Source organism: Streptomyces sp. NPDC051207 (genome assembly GCF_040682395.1).
GTDB lineage: Bacteria > Actinomycetota > Actinomycetes > Streptomycetales > Streptomycetaceae > Streptomyces.
Window position 1 is genome coordinate 156,240 of the sequence record NZ_JBFBAX010000002.1, and the last position, 18,796, is coordinate 175,035.

Annotated in this window: 14 protein-coding genes; 3 read left to right on the forward strand and 11 right to left on the reverse strand. The window is 70.1% G+C overall.

The features are described from left to right. Positions 1–24: 24 nt before the first annotated feature. The 5 genes from AB0M97_RS02495 to AB0M97_RS02515 all read right to left on the reverse strand — a co-directional run bounded on the left by AB0M97_RS02495 (position 25) and on the right by AB0M97_RS02515 (position 5,846). A complete protein-coding gene (locus tag AB0M97_RS02495) occupies positions 25–777 on the reverse strand; it encodes a hypothetical protein (RefSeq protein WP_365958830.1) in 753 nt (250 codons plus the stop codon). Continuing rightward, positions 774–2,291: a xylan 1,4-beta-xylosidase gene (locus AB0M97_RS02500; protein ID WP_365958831.1), complete on the reverse strand. Its 1,518-nt coding sequence runs from the start codon at positions 2,289–2,291 to the stop codon at positions 774–776. The genes AB0M97_RS02495 and AB0M97_RS02500 overlap by 4 nt, the downstream gene beginning before the upstream one ends. Continuing rightward, entirely contained in the window at positions 2,288–3,946 is a 1,659-nt protein-coding gene (locus tag AB0M97_RS02505; RefSeq protein WP_365958832.1) for an extracellular solute-binding protein, read from the reverse strand. The genes AB0M97_RS02500 and AB0M97_RS02505 overlap by 4 nt, the downstream gene beginning before the upstream one ends. A gap of 74 nt (positions 3,947–4,020) precedes the next feature. Then, positions 4,021–4,893: a carbohydrate ABC transporter permease gene (locus AB0M97_RS02510; RefSeq protein ID WP_365959029.1), complete on the reverse strand. Its 873-nt coding sequence runs from the start codon at positions 4,891–4,893 to the stop codon at positions 4,021–4,023. A gap of 29 nt (positions 4,894–4,922) precedes the next feature. Then, positions 4,923–5,846 carry an ABC transporter permease subunit gene (locus AB0M97_RS02515; protein WP_365958833.1) on the reverse strand — a complete coding sequence of 308 codons (924 nt, stop codon included), beginning with the start codon at positions 5,844–5,846 and terminating at the stop codon, positions 4,923–4,925. Positions 5,847–6,108: 262 nt separating this feature from the next. On the opposite strand from AB0M97_RS02515, the gene AB0M97_RS02520 reads away from it, so the two are divergent. Next, positions 6,109–7,119, forward strand: coding sequence for an acetylxylan esterase (locus tag AB0M97_RS02520; protein WP_365958834.1), 1,011 nt, complete (start codon positions 6,109–6,111; stop codon positions 7,117–7,119). Between the two features lie 272 nt (positions 7,120–7,391). On the opposite strand, the gene AB0M97_RS02525 is transcribed toward AB0M97_RS02520, so the two are convergent. Then, positions 7,392–10,187, reverse strand: a complete 2,796-nt coding sequence (locus AB0M97_RS02525) for an aconitate hydratase (protein WP_365958835.1) — start codon at positions 10,185–10,187, stop codon at positions 7,392–7,394. A gap of 387 nt (positions 10,188–10,574) precedes the next feature. Between AB0M97_RS02525 and AB0M97_RS02530 the strand changes: the two genes are divergently transcribed. Then, complete coding sequence (locus AB0M97_RS02530; protein WP_365958836.1) at positions 10,575–10,772, forward strand: DUF4236 domain-containing protein; 198 nt, start codon at positions 10,575–10,577, stop codon at positions 10,770–10,772. Positions 10,773–10,836: 64 nt separating this feature from the next. Then, positions 10,837–12,366: a UDP-N-acetylglucosamine 1-carboxyvinyltransferase gene (locus tag AB0M97_RS02535; RefSeq protein WP_365958837.1), complete on the forward strand. Its 1,530-nt coding sequence runs from the start codon at positions 10,837–10,839 to the stop codon at positions 12,364–12,366. Positions 12,367–12,402: 36 nt separating this feature from the next. Here AB0M97_RS02535 and AB0M97_RS02540 read toward each other — a convergent pair whose 3' ends face one another. The 5 genes from AB0M97_RS02540 to AB0M97_RS02560 all read right to left on the reverse strand — a co-directional run bounded on the left by AB0M97_RS02540 (position 12,403) and on the right by AB0M97_RS02560 (position 18,608). After that, entirely contained in the window at positions 12,403–13,005 is a 603-nt protein-coding gene (locus AB0M97_RS02540; RefSeq protein ID WP_365958838.1) for a class F sortase, read from the reverse strand. 122 nt (positions 13,006–13,127) lie between these two features. Beyond that, positions 13,128–14,789: a DUF4331 domain-containing protein gene (locus AB0M97_RS02545; protein ID WP_365958839.1), complete on the reverse strand. Its 1,662-nt coding sequence runs from the start codon at positions 14,787–14,789 to the stop codon at positions 13,128–13,130. Between the two features lie 223 nt (positions 14,790–15,012). Next, on the reverse strand, positions 15,013–15,471 hold the full coding sequence (locus AB0M97_RS02550) for a hypothetical protein (RefSeq protein ID WP_365958840.1): 459 nt from the start codon (positions 15,469–15,471) through the stop codon (positions 15,013–15,015). Between the two features lie 166 nt (positions 15,472–15,637). Continuing rightward, entirely contained in the window at positions 15,638–16,963 is a 1,326-nt protein-coding gene (locus AB0M97_RS02555) for a hypothetical protein (protein WP_365958841.1), read from the reverse strand. Positions 16,964–17,153: 190 nt separating this feature from the next. Continuing rightward, complete coding sequence (locus AB0M97_RS02560) at positions 17,154–18,608, reverse strand: sulfite exporter TauE/SafE family protein (protein WP_365958842.1); 1,455 nt, start codon at positions 18,606–18,608, stop codon at positions 17,154–17,156. Between the last annotated feature and the right edge of the window lie 188 nt (positions 18,609–18,796).

The window sequence follows — 18,796 nt, forward strand, 5'->3', positions numbered from 1 at the left end:
CGGTGAACGGTGTGCGCGGCGCGGTCACGCCGTGAAGTGCTCCCGGGTCTCGGCGATCACCGGGCGGCTGCTGTGCAGCAGGGACAGCAGCAGCGGGGCGGCCAGCAGGGCGGGCAGCGCCTCGGTCATGAGGGCGGTCAGGGCGCCGGTCAGCACGAGCAGCGAGGCGGCGCCCAGGGTGGCCCGCCAGTGCCGGAAGAGGAAGTACGCGGCGAGGCGGGCGGTGTCGCGGGCGCGGAAGGTGAACAGCGACGTGAGCACGAGCGCGTGCGCGCCCCACAGCAGGGAACCGACGCCGATCCCCGCGAGCAGCACCGCCCACCAGCCGGGCAGGCCGGTCGCGGAGAAGTGCGTGAGGGTGAACGCGATGACGGTCAGCCAGGCCAGCAGCGGCGCCCACAGCTTCAGGGCGGGGACGGCGTTGAGGCGCCAGCCGCGCCCGTAGGTGCGGGCGGGGTGCAGGTCGGTGAGGTCGTGACCGCGGTGGTGCAGGGCGTACAGCGCGGCGGACAGCGCCGGGCCGAGCGGCAGCAGGCACCCGGCCGCGAGCGGCAGGCCGGCCGCGCCGGGGCGGAGCAGCAGCAGCGCGGCCAGCCCTGGTGAGGCGGCGAGGAGCAGCAGGACCTCGACGGTGAGGAGGGTGTGGACGAGGGTGACGGCACGGGAGAGGGGGCCGTCACCGAAGACGGCGGCGCCGGGGGCGCTCCTCGGTTCACCGGGGCCGTCACCGAAGGCGGCGGGGGCGCCCCTCGGTCCCCGCCCGGCCGGGCCGCTCACGGCACCTCCCCTCCCAGCAGCCTCCGCTCGTCCCACCACGGTGGTGTCTCGTCCTGGAGCGGGCTCAGCTCGACCAGGGTGATCTCGTGGCGGGTGAGGGTGAGGGACAGGTCCACGCGGCCGTCCTCGACCGGGAGCCGCCGGTGGTTGCGGGCGGGCTCGGCGGCCTCGTGCAGCAGGTCGAGCTGCGCGGCCTTCGGTGAGCGCGGACTGCCCAGCTGCCGCCAGGCCGTGTACGCGTTGCCGTGCTCCTCGTCCACGGTGGAGCGCCGGACGAACGCCTCGCCGCCGTCCCGGTCGCCGACCGGGACGGACAGGCGCAGCGTGTGCCGGTCGGGGCCGGGGGCGCGGCCGGTGGGGTCGACGGGCGCCCAGGCGAGGACGGTGACCCGGCCGTCGGCGTGCCGGCTCACCAGGTGGTCCGCGCCGCGCGCGAGCCGCTGCTCGCCCATCCGGGCCATGAAGGCGTACAGGTGGTACGTCGGTTTCCGCACCTGCCGGTGGGTGAGCAGGCCGAAGCCGCCGTGGAACAGGGCGGTCGGCACGCCGGTCTCCTCGAACATGTCGCTGAACGTCCAGTAGGAGAAGGAGTCGGCGTGGTCGCCGCCCGCCGCGACGACGGGGGCCAGGTAGGCGGCGTGGAAGGCCGTGTCGTGGACGGTGTTGTCGGGCCGGTAGGAGGAGTTGAACTCGGTGATGTGCACGGGCAGTCCGTCCAGGCGGGTGCCCTTGAGGACCCGGCGCGGTGCCGCGAACTGGTCGAGCAGGCCGGTCGCCGGGGCCAGGGTCTGGTGCACGGCGAACGGGACGTGCTGGGCGGGGCCGGAGGTGTAGGCGTGCCGGGAGACGAAGTCGACGGGCACGTCGCGCCGGTCGGTGAACTCCGCGAACCGTTCCAGCCACTCGTCGGCGCCCGGTGAGATCGCGGGCCCGCCGACCTGGATCCCGGGGTCCACCTCCTTCACGGCGTGTGCGGTCACCTCGTACATCCGGTGGTAGGCGGTCTCGTCCGCGTCCTGCCAGAAGTCCCGCAGGTTGGGCTCGTTCCACACCTCGACGGGCCAGGTGCGGACCTCGTCGGCGCCGTAGCGGTCGACGAGGTGGCCGAGCGTGGCGCGGACCAGCCCCGCCCACTCCCGCCAGTCGCGCGGCGGGGTGACGTTGCCGCGCCACCAGAACACGGTCTGCTCCCCCGACGCCAGCCCTTCGGGCATGAAGCCGAGTTCGAGGAACGGCCGGATGCCGAGGCCGAGATAGGCGTCGATCACCTGGTCGACGTAGGTGAAGGAGTGGTGGACGCGGCGGGTGCCCTGCCAGTCGTAGGGGCGGTGGACGCCCATGCCGTCGCTGAACAGGCCGTGGCCCCGGATGTGCCGGAAGCCGATGTCGCGCTGGAGCAGGGCGAGGGAGTCCTGGTAGTCGCGGCGCAGGGCGAGTTCGACGCGGCCGGTGCCGACGCAGGCCCGCCAGGCGCCGGACAGCTCCCCGTCGGGCTCGGCGGGGACGCGGATCACCCGTTCTCCTTCGTGAACCGCTCGTACGCCTTGTTGTGCAGGTCGATGTACCGGTCCATGTTCTTCGCCTTCAGCTCGGCGACGTAGGTGTTCCACTCGGACAGCGGGCGCTTGCCGAGCACGAACCGCAGCACGTTCTGGGTGACGTGGTCCTTCAGCGGGGTCTCCCACAGGCTCGCCTGCTCCTGCTCGGCGGACTCAAGGGGGTGGGCCGGGTCGACGGGCAGTTCCTTGCGCCGGGCCATGGCCGCCTGGAAGGCCTTCTCGTCCGGGCCGAACGAGGACGACACCAGGTCCCAGCTGCCTCCGTAGGTGAAGACGCCGTTGTGGAAGCCGAAGTCCTTCTGGAGGTCCTTCGGGGCGTCCGGGTCGGAGCCCATGAGGCTGATGCCGTCCTTGGGCCGGTACTGGCCGGGGCGGGGGCTGGTGTAGGTGACGTTCTCGACGCCCCACTTGGACAGCAGCTGCCCCTCGTCCGAGTACCACAGCCAGTCGGTGAACTGCAGGAGCGCGACGAAGCTGTCGCTCTTGAGGGCGTTGCTGGAGATCATGAGGCCGTTCTCCAGGCGGCTGCCGCCGAGGACGACCGGGCCGGCCGGTCCGATCGGCACCGGGATCATCTCGATCTTCGCGCCCTTGACCTGCTTCCGCAGGTTGTAGCGGTAGTTCTGGACGAGTTCCTGCGCGTTGGTGCTGATCGCGAAGGACTTCTCGGACAGCAGCTTCTTCACGGCCTCGTCGTCGGTCTGCGTGAAGCTCTCCGGGTCCATCAGCTTCTCGGCGACCAGCTTGCGCAGGTACTCCACGACCTGGCGGAAGGCGTCCGTGGCGCCGGTGAAGACGAACTTCCCGGCCCGGGCGTCCCAGGTGGTGTTCTGGTACGACCAGCCGGCCCGCACGCCGTGGGCCTGGCCGAGGTAGCCCATCAGGGCGCCGACGGGGAACGGCGTGTTGATGCTCCAGCGGTCGGAGAACGGGTACCGGTCGGGGTACTCCTCCTTGAGCGCCTTGAACACCTCGTGGACCTCGTCCCAGGTGGTGGGCAGGGCCAGGCCGAGCCGGTCGAGGACGTCCGTGCGCAGCGCGAGCGAGTAGTTGGACTTGACCTTCTCGTGCAGGCCGGGCAGCAGGTAGAACTTGCCGTCGGCCTGGCGCAGCGAGTCGATCTCTCTTTCCAGGTGCCACTTCTTCACCTTGGCCCGGAAGTTGGGCATTAGGTGCGTGTAGTCGCTGACGGGGAGGATCGAACCGGACGACACGAACGGGGTCTCCGCGCCCGGGTAGGTCTTGGGGATGAGGAAGGGGGCGTCGCCCGCGCCGATGAGCAGGCTGCGCTTCTTCTCGTAGTCGCTGAGCGGGACGGCGACGGGCTTGAGGGTGATGCCGGTACGCCTGGTGACCTCCTTCCAGAACAGCCAGTCGTCCTTCATCGGGTAGACGGGGTTGTTGTTGTGCAGCACCGAGAAGGAGAGCGGCTTGGCCGCCTTGAACGGCTCGCCCGCCCGGTACTCCTTCATGGCGCCGTCGCGCTTCTTGGAGAGGTCCTTGCCGTCGCCCTGGTCGTCGCCGCTGCCGCAGCCGGTGAGGGCGGCGAGTCCGGCGAATCCGGCGGCGGCGAGTATCCGGCGCCGCGACAGCTGTCCTGCGTTGTGCACGGGGACTCCCTGGTGTCGTTTCGTTGAGCAGGTGAGGTGGGTGCGCTCGTTGAGCAGGTGGGGTGCGGCTGCCGTCAGCCCTTGACCGCGCCGAGCATCACGCCCGAGACGAAGTAGCGCTGGACGAACGGGTAGACGCACAGGATCGGCAGCGACGTGAGCACGATGGTCACGGCCTGGATGTTCGCCGCGGTCTGGCTGAGCTGTTCCGTCGAGGCGCCGGCGTTGCCGCCGCCGGTGGCGCCCGCGATGAGGTTGCGCAGGTAGACGGTGACGGGCATGAGATCGGCCCGGTCCATGTAGAGGAAGGCGCTGAACCAGGAGTTCCAGAAGGACACCGAGTAGAACAGCACCATCGTGGCGACGACCGCCTTCGACAGCGGCAGCACGATCTTGAGGAGGGTGCCGTAGGTGCTGAGGCCGTCGATCTGCGCGGCCTCCTCCAGCTCGTCCGGCAGGCTCTCGAAGAACGCCTTCATCACCAGCAGGTTGAAGACGCTGATCGCGTTCGGGAGGGCCAGCGCCCACACGGTGTTCTTCATCCCGAGGCTGGTGATGAGCACGTAGTTGGGGATCAGGCCGCCGGTGAAGAACATGGTGAACACGGCGACGCCCACGAGCAGGCCGCGCCCCTTGAGGTGCTTCTTCGACAGGACGTAGGCGTAGCAGGTCGTCAGCACCATGGCGATGACGGTGGAGACCACCGTGTAGAGCACGGTGTTGCCGTAGTTCCGCCAGAACATCGCGTCCCGGAAGACGATCTCGTACGTGGTGAGGTTGAAGCCCTTGGGCCACAGCGTCACTTCGCCGGACCTGATCTGGCGTTCGCCGCTGAACGAGCGGGCGATGATGTTGACGAACGGGTACAGCGTGACGACCACGACCAGGGCGAGGATGACGCCGTTGATCCCCTGGAAGACGCGGTGGCCCCCGGTCGGCTGGTTCACGGAGGTGCGCGGGCGCGCCGGCTTGAGGCTCACCACAGGCTCGTCCCCACGGTTCTGCGCGACAGACGGTTCGCGGAAGTGATCAGGATCAGGCCGACGACCGCCTCGAACAGGCCGATCGCGGCGGCGTAACTGAAGCTGTTGGACTCGACGCCGGTGCGGTACAGGTATGTGGAGATGACGTCGGCGGTCGGGTACGTCAGCGGGTTGTAGAGCAGCAGGATCTTCTCGAAGCCGACCGCGAGGAACGTGCCGATGTTCAGGATCAGCAGCGTGATCATCGTGGGCCGGATGCCGGGCAGCGTGACGTGCCAGATCTGCCGCAGCCTTCCCGCGCCGTCGATGCGGGCGGCCTCGTAGAGGTCCTCGTCGATGGTGGTGAGCGCGGCGAGGTAGAGGATCGTGCCCCAGCCCGCCGTCTGCCAGATCTCCGAGCCGACGTAGATGGTGCGGAACCACTCGGGTTCCTGGATGAACCGGATCGGGTCGTGCCCGAACCAGCCGAGCACGTGGTTGACCGGGCCGTCCGTGGCGAGCATCTGCAGGGTGATGCCCGCGACGATCACGATCGACAGGAAGTGCGGCAGGTACGACACCGACTGCACGAACCTCTTCAGGGCCCGGGTGCGCACCTCGTTCAGGAGCAGCGCGAGCACGATCGGGATCGGGAAGCAGAACAGGAGCGTGAGCCCGCCGAGCCAGAGGGTGTTGCGGAACACCTGCCAGAAGGTGGGGTCGGAAAGGAACATGCGGACATAGCGCAGGCCCACCCACTCCTCCCCCAGGATCGAGCCGCCCGGCTCGAACCGGCGGAAGGCGATCACGTTGCCGATCATCGGCAGGTAGCGGAAGACCAGGAAGAACAGCAGCGGCAGGACGGCCAGCGAGTACAGCTGCCAGTCGCGCCGCAGCGCCCGCCGCCAGCTTGCGCGGGGCGCTGTGGAGGTGCTCATGCTCGGGCCTCCCCGGGGCATGGAACGCGGAAATGAACCGAAAGTTTCGAACTCTTACCGGTAACTTCGCGGCAACCTAAGGGCACCGGTAAGCGCTGTCAATGGGTGGTGCGTCCTGGAATCTTGCGGGTGTGCCGGGTGGTCAATTCCCCTACGAGGGGCGGCGAAGGATCTGTTCCGGCTGCTAGGGTCGGCGGAAATTTCTGCCGCCGGACCGCAACAATCGGTCGCCCTGTCCCCGAGTCCCGTGCGAGGTGCCGCCGTGCCCGCGTTCGACCTGACCCTGTCGGAACTGGAATGCCACCGCCCCTGCCCCGACGAGCCGGACGACTTCGACGCGTTCTGGCAGAGCACCCTCAAGGAGGCCTCGGGGGCGGAGGTGCTGGAGTCGGTGCGGCCGGTGGAGACCGGGCTGCGGCTGACCGAGACCTGGGACGTGACGTTCCGGGGTTTCGCCGGCGACCCGGTGCGCGCCTGGTTCAGCCGGCCGGCCGGGGTGCGCCGACCGCTCCCGGCGGTCGTGGAGTACGCGGGCTACGGGCGCGGGCGCGGCCTGCCGCACGAGCGGCTCACCTGGGTCGGCGCCGGGTACGCCCATCTGCTGATGGACAACCGGGGCCAGGGCGACCAGTACGGGTCGGGCGGGGCCACCCCCGACCCGCACGCGGGCGCGCCGGGCGGTCCCGGCCCGGCCGTGCGCGGCCTGCTGGACCCGCGGGACCACCACTACCGCCGGCTGATCACCGACGCGGTGCGCGCGGTCGCCGCCGCACGCGCACTGCCGGGCGTGGACCCCGCCCGGACCGTGGCCGCCGGCAGCAGTCAGGGCGGCGGGCTCGCGCTGGCCGTCGCCGGACTCGTCCCCGACCTGGCGGCGGCCCTGGTGACCGCGCCGCTGCTGTGCGGCATCCGGCGTGCCCTGGACCTGACGGACGCGGGCCCGTACGGCGAGATCGCCGCGTATCTCGCCGTGCACCGCGGAGCCGAGCGGGCCGCGTACCGCACGCTGTCCTATCTGGAGGGCGTCTCGTTCGCCCGGCGGGCCCACGCCCCGGCGCACTTCGGGGTGGGCCTGCGCGACACGGTGTGCCCGCCGAGCGGGGCGTACGCCGCCTTCAACCGCTACGCGGAACTGACGGGCGCGGACCCGCGCCGGGAGATCCACGCCTATCCCTTCAACGGCCACGAGGGCGGCGACGCGGTACAGGTGCGGCGCCAACTGCTCTGGCTGCGCGAGGTGTTGGGGGAGGCGGAAGGCGGCGCCGGGGCGTGACGCGGGGGGCCTGCGGGGTGCGGGGCAGCGGGTCTTGACGGCGTGACGCGGCGGGCTCCGGAAGATGCAGTGGCCGTTTACAACCGCCACCGTGCGGCGATACGTTCCCTCAGTGCGGTGGGAGCGTTCCCAGACGGCGGACCGGAACCTGCCCCGGGGAACCTCCCACCGCACGCCCGAGACCGGCAGGACGCCCGAGGGCCGCACCCCCGTCACCGGGGGTGCGACCCTCGAGTGCCGTGCCGTACCGCTTGCTTGCCCTCGCCTACCGCCTACTTGCGGATCAGGCTGCGCAGCACGTACTGCATGATGCCGCCGTTGCGGTAGTAGTCCGCCTCGCCGGGGGTGTCGATGCGGACGACCGCGTCGAACTCGACGCCGGTGTCGGTGCTGACCTTCACCGTGCGCGGGGTGGTGCCGTTGTTGAGTTCGGTGACGCCGGTGATGGAGAAGGTCTCCTCGCCGGTCAGGCCGAGGCTCTGGGCGGACTGGCCCTCGGGGAACTGCAGCGGCAGCACGCCCATGCCGATCAGGTTCGAGCGGTGGATGCGCTCGTAGGACTCGGCGATGACGGCCTTGACGCCGAGGAGCGCGGTGCCCTTGGCCGCCCAGTCGCGGGACGAGCCGGAGCCGTACTCCTTGCCGGCCAGGACGACCAGCGGAACGCCGGCGGCCTGGTAGTTCTGCGAGGCGTCGTAGATGAAGGCGACGGGGCCGCCCTCACGCGTGAAGTCGCGGGTGTAGCCGCCCTCGGTGCCCGGCGCGATCTGGTTGCGCAGGCGGATGTTGGCGAACGTGCCGCGGATCATGACCTCGTGGTTGCCGCGGCGCGAGCCGTAGCTGTTGAAGTCGCGGCGCTCGACGCCGTGCTCCGTGAGGTACTTGCCGGCCGGGGTGTCGGCCTTGATGGCGCCGGCCGGGGAGATGTGGTCGGTGGTCACCGAGTCGCCGAGCTTGGCGAGCACGCGGGCGCCGGTGATGTCCGAGACCGGGGTGGTCTCCATCGTCATGCCCTCGAAGTACGGGGGCTTGCGGACGTAGGTGGACTCCGGGTCCCACTCGAAGGTGTCGCCGGTCGGGATGGGCAGCGCCTGCCACTGGGCGTCGCCCGCGAACACGTCGCTGTAGGACTTGGCGAACATGTCCTCGCCGATGGCGCTCGCGACGACCTCGTTGACCTCGGCCTCGCTCGGCCAGATGTCCTTCAGGTGGACCGGGTTGCCGTCCTGGTCGGCGCCCAGCGGCTCCCGGGTGATGTCCACCTTCATCGAGCCGGCGATGGCGTAGGCGACGACCAGCGGCGGGGACGCCAGGTAGTTCATCTTGACGTCGGGGTTGATGCGGCCCTCGAAGTTCCGGTTGCCGGACAGGACCGAGGTGACCGCGAGGTCGTGCTCGTTGACCGCCTTGGAGACCTCCTCCGGCAGCGGGCCGGAGTTGCCGATGCAGGTGGTGCAGCCGTAGCCGACGAGGTTGAAGCCGACCTTGTCGAGGTACGGCGTCAGGCCCGCCTTCTCGAAGTAGTCGGTGACGACCTTGGAGCCCGGGGCCAGGGTGGTCTTCACCCACGGCTTGCGGGTCAGGCCCTTCTCGACCGCCTTCTTCGCCACCAGCGCGGCGGCGACCATGACGTACGGGTTGGAGGTGTTGGTGCAGGAGGTGATGGCCGCGACCGTCACCGCACCGTGGTCCAGCTCGTACTCCGTGCCGTCGGGGGCGGTCACGGGGACCGGGTTGGACGGAACGGCCGCGCCGGTGCCCTCGGCGTGCTGCGGGGCGCCCGCGCCGTTCTCCTGGCTGCCGTAGGCCGGGGCGTCGGAGGCCGGGAAGGACTCGTCGCTCGCCTCGTCCACCGGGGAGGCGGCGGTGCCGCCCTGCGTGGTCGGGACCTCGACGTAGTTGAGGACGTCCTTGGCGAACTGCTGGGCGGCCTCGGCGAGGACGATGCGGTCCTGCGGGCGCTTCGGGCCGGCGATGGAGGGGACGACGGTGGAGAGGTCCAGCTCCAGCTTCTCGGAGAAGTCCGGCTCGGCGGCCGGGTCCAGCCAGAGACCCTGCTCCTTGGCGTACGCCTCGACCAGCGCGACCTGCTGCTCGGAGCGGCCGGTGAGCTTGAGGTAGTTCAGCGTCTCGCCGTCGATCGGGAAGATCGCGGCGGTGGAGCCGAACTCGGGGGACATGTTGCCGATGGTGGCGCGGTTGGCGAGGCTCGTCGCGGCCACGCCCTCGCCGTAGAACTCCACGAACTTGCCGACCACGCCGTGCTTGCGCAGCATCTCGGTGATCGTGAGGACCAGGTCGGTGGCGGTGGTGCCGGGCTGCAGCTCACCGGTGAGCTTGAAGCCGACGACGCGCGGGATCAGCATGGAGACCGGTTGGCCGAGCATCGCGGCCTCGGCCTCGATGCCGCCGACGCCCCAGCCGAGGACGCCGAGGCCGTTGACCATGGTGGTGTGCGAGTCGGTGCCGACCAGGGTGTCGGGGTAGGCCTGGCCGTTCCGGACCATGACCGTGCGGGCCAGGTGCTCGATGTTCACCTGGTGGACGATGCCGGTGCCGGGCGGGACGACCTTGAACTCGTCGAAGGCGGTCTGGCCCCAGCGCAGGAACTGGTAGCGCTCCTTGTTGCGGCCGTACTCCAGCTCGACGTTCTGCGCGAAGGCCTCCTTCGTGCCGAACTTGTCGGCGATGACGGAGTGGTCGATGACCAGCTCGGCCGGCGCCAGCGGGTTGATCTTCGCCGGGTCGCCGCCCAGCTCCTTGACGGCCTCACGCATGGTGGCGAGGTCCACGACACACGGCACGCCGGTGAAGTCCTGCATGATCACGCGGGCCGGCGTGAACTGGATCTCCTGCGACGGCTGGGCCTGGGAGTCCCAGCCGCCGAGGGCGCGGATGTGGTCGGCGGTGATGTTGGCGCCGTCCTCGGTGCGGAGCAGGTTCTCCAGCAGCACCTTCAGGCTGTAGGGAAGGCGCGCCGAGCCCTCGACCTTGTCCAACCGGAAGATCTCGTACGACTCGTCGCCCACCTGCAGCGTGCTGCGGGCGTCGAAGCTGTTCGCCGACACGACAGTCTCCTTCATTGATGTGCGCGTTCCACCGCATCCTGCCGCCACGACGTCCTGGCCGAACCGCTGAGGCAAGGCTAAGTTAGGTTGCCCTTACTGCCAGACTGCCGGCGGTGAGCGGCTGCGGTGCGCCTCGGCAGATATCTCGATGTCGAGATAACTCTAGTACATGAGGCGGTGGCGGTCATGTCCGGGGCTGGAGTGTTCCGGGGCCGGGACGTGCGCGGGCGCGGCGTGTCCGCGGGCCTGGCGCACCGACGAGCCTGGCGCGTCCGCGGCTCCGCGCGCCGACGGCCGGGAAACCGCCGCGCGCCTGCCATCGGTGGACGAAGTCGGGGTAACCGTCAGGGACCGGCTCACCCGAGCGACACCTTCGAGGAGGCGAGCATGCCCCTGACGTTCCGCAAGAGTTTCCGGATCCTGCCGGGAGTGCGGCTCAACATCAACAAGCGCTCCTGGTCCATCACCACCGGCGGCGCGCACGGCCCGCGCCACACGCGCAGCAGCACCGGGCGCCGTACGACGTCGATGGATCTGCCCGGACCGTTCGGATGGCGCAGGACCCGTTCGGCCGGACGGCGCTGACATTCCGTCACCCGAACGACCCCCCGGGCGAGCGTCATCTCATATCTGAGATAACCTCAACCTCATGGCAGACGACTACCTCGTACGCATCGGCAAGCTCATCCGTGACGCCCGGCAACACCGGGGCTGGACGCAGTCGCAGCTGGCCGAGGCGCTCGGCACCAGCCAGAGCGCCGTCAACCGCATCGAGCGCGGCAACCAGAACATCAGCCTTGAGATGATCGCCCGCATCGGCGAAGCGCTGGACAGCGAAATCGTCTCACTGGGCTACGCGGGCCCGATGCACCTGCGCGTGGTCGGCGGGCGGCGCCTGTCCGGTGCCATCGACGTCAAGACGAGCAAGAACGCGTGCGTGGCCCTGCTGTGCGCCTCGCTGCTCAACAAGGGGCGCACAGTGCTGCGCCGGGTCGCCCGCATCGAGGAGGTCTACCGCCTCCTGGAGGTGCTGGGCTCCATCGGCGTGCGCACCCGCTGGATCAACGACGGCGTCGACCTGGAGATCGTGCCGCCGGCCGAGCTGGACATGGACGCCATCGACGCCGAGGCCGCCGTCCGCACCCGGTCCATCATCATGTTCCTCGGCCCGCTGCTGCACCGCATGGACCGCTTCAAGCTGCCCTACGCCGGCGGCTGCGACCTCGGCACGCGCACCATCGAACCGCACATGATCGCGCTGCGCCGGTTCGGCCTGGAGGTCGCGGCGACCGAGGGCCATTACCACGCGGTGGTCGACCGCGCCGTCCGCCCGGACCGCCCGATCGTGCTGACCGAGCGCGGCGACACGGTGACCGAGAACGCGCTGCTGGCCGCCGCGCGGTACGACGGCGTCACCGTCATCCGCAACGCCTCCTCCAACTACATGGTCCAGGACCTGTGCTTCTTCCTGGAGACCCTGGGCGTGCGGGTGGAGGGCATCGGCACGACCACGCTCACCGTGCACGGCGTGCCGGTCATCGACGTCGACGTGGACTACTCCCCCTCCGAGGACCCGGTCGAGGCGATGAGCCTGCTGGCCGCGGCGGTGGTGACCGAGTCGGAACTGACCGTGCGCCGCGTCCCCATCGAGTTCCTGGAGATCGAACTGGCGGTCCTGGAGGAGATGGGCCTCGACCACGACCGCACGGCGGAGTACGTCGCCGACAACGGCCGTACGCGGCTGGTGGACCTCACCGTCCGGCCCTCCAAACTGGAGGCGCCCATCGACAAGATCCACCCGATGCCGTTCCCGGGCCTGAACATCGACAACGTCCCGTTCTTCGCGGCCATCGCGGCGACCGCCCAGGGCAAGACCCTGATCCACGACTGGGTCTACGACAACCGCGCCATCTACCTCACCGACCTCAACCGCCTCGGCGGGCGCCTGCAACTGCTGGACCCGCATCGCGTCCTGGTCGAGGGCCCGACCCGCTGGCGCGCCGCCGAAATGATGTGCCCACCGGCGCTGCGCCCCGCGGTGGTCGTCCTGCTGGCGATGATGGCGGCCGAGGGCACGTCGGTGTTGCGGAACGTGTATGTCATCAACCGGGGGTATGAGGATTTGGCGGAGCGGTTGAACTCGATCGGGGCGCAGATCGAGATTTTCCGGGACATCTGAACGACGGCACCCCTCAAGATCCGAACGCCAACAGTGTCATGGCCGCTTCGGGTTGGCGGGGGTGGCGTAGACGACGAGGTTGTCGCGGTATTCGCCGCGGCTGCGGTCGTACGGGCCTGAACAGGTGATCAGATGCAGGGCGGGCGGTCCGCTGGTCGCGTAGACCTGACTGTCGGGGAGGGCGTCCTTCTCGTACTGGCGTAGTGCCCGGACCGTGAAGGTGATGGTGGACCGGTCGTCGCGCACCAGTGTGACCTCGTCGCCCGGGTCGAGTGCGGAGAGGCCGTGGAAGGCGCCGGGGCCGGTTGCCGAGTCGACATGACCGACGACGACCGTCGCGCCCGGGCTGCCCGGCCGCGGCCCATCGCTCCACCACCCTATGCGTTCGGGTTCGTCGGGAACGCTGAGGCGGCCGTCCTGCTGGACCCGCAGGCTGATCAGGGGCTGGTCGACTCCGATGGCGGGGATGCGGATGCGGACTGGTGGTGCCGCCGTCCGGGAGTCGGAGGCAGCGTCCTCGGCCGATCCCGGGTTGACCGGAATGGAGCCTCTGGCTATCCGCTCCGGTGCCTGCCCGGGGCTTGTTCCCAGAGCTGAGACACCGACGCAGGCCAGCGCTGTGCCGACGGCAACGGCCACCACTCCTGCGGCTGCTCGCGTGCTGGGCCTTCGCCGGAGTCGCAGGCGGCGTATGCCTCTGCCACGGTCCGGTCGCCCGGCCCGCCAGTGGCGGGCCGGGCGACCGGAGAAGAGCGGGTTGCTCATGCCTGGCCGGCGCGCCGTCGACGCAGGGCCAGCACTCCGGCACAGGCCAGGAGGGCGCCGCCGCCCAGGGCCGTGACGGGTACGACGGGGAATCCGTCGCCGGACGCGAGGCCGCCGAGACCGGCGCCGACGCCGCCGTCGGGGCGGAGGGAGTCGGCCTGGTTGACGGCTGCGCTGTTGGGCAGCGCCACGTACGGGAACGTGTCACTGGGCTGGCGGTAGGGGGTGTCGACGGCGTCTCCGGCGGCCAGCGCGGGTACGATCTTGCCGGTCTGGGCGGCGCCTTCGAGGGCCTGCAGTTCGATGTCGACAACGTCGTCGTTGAGCCGGCGGCCGTTGGGGAAGCCGGCCAGGTCGTTGCCCAGGACACCGAGGCGGTTGGGTTTGGCGGCGGGCGGGACGGACATGTTCAGCCGCAGCATCTCCGCGGGGACGACCGAGGCCTTGTCGACGTCGGCGTTGAGGCGCTGCGAGTTGAGGTCCGCCTTGATCGGGCCGCACTCCTTGCAGATGCCGGTGAGGAAGATCTCGACGAGGTCGTTGCGCGGGGTGGCGGGGGCGGGAATCCCGTAGATCTTCTCGATGAGCTTGGGGACGATCGGGTCCTTCACCTTGTCGACGACCGGTGTGACGGAGGCGTCCTTGTCCGGGGTGAGCGCGTTGAAGGCGTCCTTGAACTTCAGCGGCACGACCACTTCGTTAACGAGTGGGTTGCCCAGGCGGGAGACCTGGCGCCAGTCGTCGGTGTTTCCGCCCCTGGCGGCGGTTTTGGGACCGGTCGCCTTGCCGTCGGACTGGGCGCCGGTGCCCTCGCCGCCCTTGCTGCCCGCGCCCGTGACGTTCGCTCCTCGGCGGTCGGTGGTGGACCACACGCCGATGACGGGGTTGCGCTTGGCGTCACCCTTGAGCGCCAGGGTCGACTTGGGCACCTGGATGGCGAGGGTGTTGACGTTGTATCCGGCCAGGGTGTTGTGGCCTCGCTTCGAGAGGTCACCCCCGTACAGGAGGTCGAAGATCCGCAGATCCAGGAAGAACGGGTCGGACGCCTGACCCGCGAAGGTCTGGCCGCCCCCGGGCAGCGGAACCACGGCCTCCTTGCGCAGGGAGGCGTAGTCGGGCATCGACGCCCTGCCGACGTTGGAGGGCGCGACGGGGGCGTCCTTCAGGAGTGTCTTGGTGTTTCCCCTGCTGTCGGTGACCTTCAGGCTGTACGTCTGGCGGAAGTTGAGGTCCTTGTCGTCCAGCGACTCCACGACACCCGTGTTGTACAGGAACTGGTTGGCGTCGTCGCGGATGCGGTCGGTGAACTCCCACGTGTACGTCGTGTCGGGCTTGCCGTTGCCATCCGCGTCGATCTTGATGTTGTAGCGCGCGTCGTTGGCGAACGGGTAGAAGTTCGGTCCGCCGTTGGGTTCCTGGAACGGGAGCCAGTTCGACACCAGCGTCACGGTGTCAGGCTTGTCCGGGCTGGTGAAGGCGTAGACGTCGGTGTTGTCGGCCCTGGGGTCCCCCGCGATCAGCGGTGCCTCACGGTGGCTCGAAGCCGAGCTGGTCGCGGGGGCGAGGCCGGCGACCGCAGCGGCGGTCAACAGGCCAAGTGCGCCGGTGGCGGCAAGGGTGCGCTCGGCCCGGCGTGAACCGGGCCGTCGTCGGAGCATGCGGGGAGAGTGCATGGGCGATCCGTTTCCGGTGAGAGCCGCTTGCCCTCCGGGAGAACCCTGACGGGGCGGCTGAGAGCTGGAGCTTCCAAGCGCCACACGGGCCCGCGTGAGGTCGTCCTGAGGGCGACCGTCGTGCGGTACATCACATAGCGTGACGCTGGGTTTCCATCAGGTCACCATGGGTGAGATCGCCTCGCAACGCGGCTGGGCCGTCCGAGGCTCATCGGCCGGGCGTGAGCTCACCTGCTGTCATGCCGGGCATGGCGTCGAGGAGGCGCCGCGTGTGGGGCCAGGCGTCGAGATGTGCGGCGACGACGGGATCGGTGCGCCCCAGAAACGCGAGGTGCCGGACCGCGTGTGCCACCACGTGGCCGATCTCCAGATCGGGTGGAGTGGGGTCGCCCGGCCTCCGGGAGCGGGCGATGGTGAGCGGCCCGGGCAGCAGGGTCCCGGGACTGTGCTGGTCGGGATCCGGGTGCACGAGGTACGTCAGGACGATCCGCCCGTCGCCCACAGCGCGCCAACTGGTCGAGTGCACCAGGTGCGTCTCGTCACCGGCGTCCAGGTGCACGAGGCGCCTGACGGTCCCGTCCGGGCTGGTTTCTCTGCCCAGCCCTGTGATCAGCCGACGGTAGGACCAGCCTCCCGTCGGCTCGTGCCGCAGCAGGAGCGCTTCCACGCACACGGGAGGCGATGCGGCATCGCGTGTGTCACAGGGGGTGAGCGTCATCGCGCATGACTCCAGCGTCGGCGGGGGGACCGGTGGTCAGAGGTGCATCCCACCGCCGATCTTATTGCCATACATGTGCAGGTGCGCAATGTGAGCGCAAAGGGGTGATGGTGCCTCACTCCTGCGAGCGGGTCGGCGTCCTTGTCTCGTCGCCTTCTTCCTCCCACCGCCACTCGGTGCCCTCCGGGGTGTCGTGCAGACGTACCCCTCCGGCGGCAAGGGCATCACGCAGTCCGTCAGCCAGGTCCCAGGCGTCGCTCGCGCGCAAGCGCCTGCGGAGGTCGAGCAAGGGTCCGAGGATCCGCGCGAGCGTGTACTCCGGTTCCGCCATGCCGCGCCCCGCCTGCCGGGCGAGCAGGCGGATCATGCCGTGCAGAACCGTGCGGGCCCATTCGCCGCCCTGGTCCTCCTCCATGTCCGCGCTCCACGCCGCGATCACGGTCTCCAGTTCGACTATCACCTCGGCCATGGCCTGAGCGTCAGATGCCTTCCTGGCTTCGCCGAATCGCGCTTCCGACGCCGCAACGGCCTCCTGAAGGGTGGCAGGGGCATCCTCCGCCGCGGGGCCGGCGCAGCCGTGACCGGCGGCGGCAGGGCGGTGCTGGGCGGGCAGGGGCGTGCTCGGCCCTCGACCGCCCACCAGATCACGCAGTTGATCCAGCACCAGCGTGGTGCCCCCACGTACCGTTTGGCTGACGCCTCTGCGGCGCACGGTCATCACTCCCCGCCCCCACACCCGCGCCAGCGAAGCGTCGAGGTCGATGATGAGCGCGGTGTGCTCGTCGATGCCCAGCACGGCTGCTTCCTCGGGCAGTTCGCGTTCCAGGCGGGAGAGTCGGGATTCACCCAGATAGCAGAACCGGGTGTCGTGTGTGCCGCCCTCGGCGTTGTCGTAGTGAGGGATCACCGCGACCGGCAGGCCCAGCACCCCGAGGAGATCCAGCCCGTCCAGCCAGACGGGTGGGTGCCCGGCCTTGTACACCTCGTAGACGGGCAGCGCTGCGAAGCCCACCGTGCAGGCCGCTGCGGAGGCCATCACCGTCACGCCGTGCCCGCGTGCGACGCGTTCACGCAGGATCTCCCCGAGGCGTTGGGTGCGCCAGCGTCCCAGCGCGTACGAGGGGCTGCCGGGGCCCGAGAACACCCAGCTCGCCCTGCGTACCCGGTCACGCACTCGGTCCGCGCGGACGTCGGCCGGACCGCCGGCGGACGTGTCCGCGTCCGGCACGACCTCGGTCATGAGCCCGACGGATTTTCGGAAGTACTCTCGCGCACGGGTGGAGATGTCGTCCCTGTTGACCTGGAATCCGTACGGGGTTTCCAGGATCACCGCATCGCGGTCGCCGCCGATGTGGGCGGCCAGTTCACGGTGCAGGGTGACCATGGTCGGACTGGTCTCGCCCGACCCCATCAGTGCCAGAATTCCCCGCCCCTCGTCCATGCCGATCCGCCCCCTCCACTCCGGCGACCGGATCCGGGCTGCACCGCCCGCACGATCCGAACTCCTGGCAGAGCCCTATCCATACCCCAACGCCATCGCACGCATACCGAGAGCGATGAGGGCCGAAGAGCGGGCCACGCCGGAGCCTGGAGGGGCCTGATGAACCCCTGTCACCTTTTCGGGGTGTGCCTCACCAGGGTCCGGCAGTGGCTCGGAGAACCAAACCGACACCCACCAGCAGTACGAGGCTCGATGTCGCCACAGGGCCCCAGCGGGCCAGCTTCCGCAGCCTGGTCCAGCGGGCGGCCGTGGAGGTGCGCGCAGCGAGATCGAAGCGGTCGCGCAACCGGACGAGCAGAAGACCGGCCAGCGTGAGCGTGCCGGCCATACCGAGTCCGTAAGCGAGGACGAGAAGTACTCCGAACGCCGTACGGCCCAGCGCGACCGCCCCGAGCAGGACGACGAGAGCGGAAGGGCTGGGCACGAGGCCGCCCGCGATGCCCATGCCGATGAGCCCGCCGCGGTTCGTGGTGGCGGGGAGGGGGTGCGAGTGGTCCTGAGGGGATCCGTGGGCGCGGTCGTGGCCGTGGTGTGCGTGGTGGTGCGCCTCCGCCTGAACCGGAGTCAGGACCGCGAGGGGCGAAACGTCACCGCCGGGCGCGGTCGGAGGCGCGTCCTGGTGCGGTGACGCGTGCACGTGGTCCTCACCATGCCCGTGGGCATGCCCGTGCCCGTGCCCGTGCCCGTGTCCGTGTCCGTGTCCGTGGTGATGGTGGCCGTGTGTGGGCGTGCCTCGCACCGCGGAGCGCAGCAACCACAGGCCGATGCCCGCCACCAGCAGGCCACTGGCCAGCCCCAGCCAGGTGAGCGCGGTTTCGCCCGCGAGCGTCGTTGCGACGGGCAGCAGCAGGCCCAGTACCAGGACCCCTGCGGTGTGGGTGAGAGTCACCGTCATGCCGACGGTCACTGCGTCTCGGGATGTGCCGCGGCGGCCGGCGAGGTAGGCAGCCATGATGGTCTTGCCGTGGCCAGGCATGGCCGCATGAGAGGCGCCCAGGACGATGGCCAGCAGGAGGGCCAGCAGGCCGACCGGCACGGTCAGTTCGCGCGTACCGACCAGTGAGTCGAAGGTGCCGGAGACCTTGCTCAGCGCTGCCGCGACAGGGCCGGGTACGGACTCCCCGCCGGGCGGGGCAGCGGAACCCGCCTGCGGTCCGCCGGATCCGCCCGGGGTGGTGCGCAGGGTGGCGGATCGCTGGTTCAGGGGGGTGGCCAGGGGATCGGCCGGGTAGCGGCGAAGCTCGTCCGTGACCGAGTCTGCGGGAACGTCCCTCGAGTCGAGGGTGACGCCGCGCCCCCGCGCGGTGATCTCGTGCCAGCCGATCCGACCGCTGTCATAGGCCGTCCGGACGCTCACCTTGGCGGGCTGCCGCAGATTCGCGTCGGCGGTGAGCCCGCACTCGAGGCGACTCGTCTGCAGTCCTGCCTCCCCGGCACGGTAGGAGAATGCCGCATGCCGGACGCTGAAGCGCAGGGCCGTCCCGTCGGTCTTCACCCGCAATCGGCCTACCGCCGAGGCGCACGCGGTACGTGCGTGGGCGCGTGCCTCGGCCGCGTCCACGCCGCCCCGGCCGTTGCGGTCCACACCAGGGCGTTCCTGGGCGGCGGCGATTTCGGCCCGATCGACAACGAGAAGGGCCTCGACACGGTCAGGATAGAGCGTGAGACCGGTGTGGTGATTGACCGTGAAGTTGCCCAGCGGGTGTGCGGCGGAGCCGGGCGCGTTCGCCGCATTGACGCAGAGCACGAGACTCAGCAGAGCCCAGGCTGTGA

Coding starts and splice junctions, on each gene's coding strand:
- AB0M97_RS02515 (WP_365958833.1), bottom strand. CDS start 5,846: ATGAGCACCTCCACAGCGCCCCGCGCAAGCTGGCGGCGGGCGCTGCGG.
- AB0M97_RS02530 (WP_365958836.1), top strand. CDS start 10,575: ATGCCCCTGACGTTCCGCAAGAGTTTCCGGATCCTGCCGGGAGTGCGG.
- AB0M97_RS02535 (WP_365958837.1), top strand. CDS start 10,837: ATGGCAGACGACTACCTCGTACGCATCGGCAAGCTCATCCGTGACGCC.
- AB0M97_RS02545 (WP_365958839.1), bottom strand. CDS start 14,789: ATGCTCCGACGACGGCCCGGTTCACGCCGGGCCGAGCGCACCCTTGCC.
- AB0M97_RS02555 (WP_365958841.1), bottom strand. CDS start 16,963: ATGGACGAGGGGCGGGGAATTCTGGCACTGATGGGGTCGGGCGAGACC.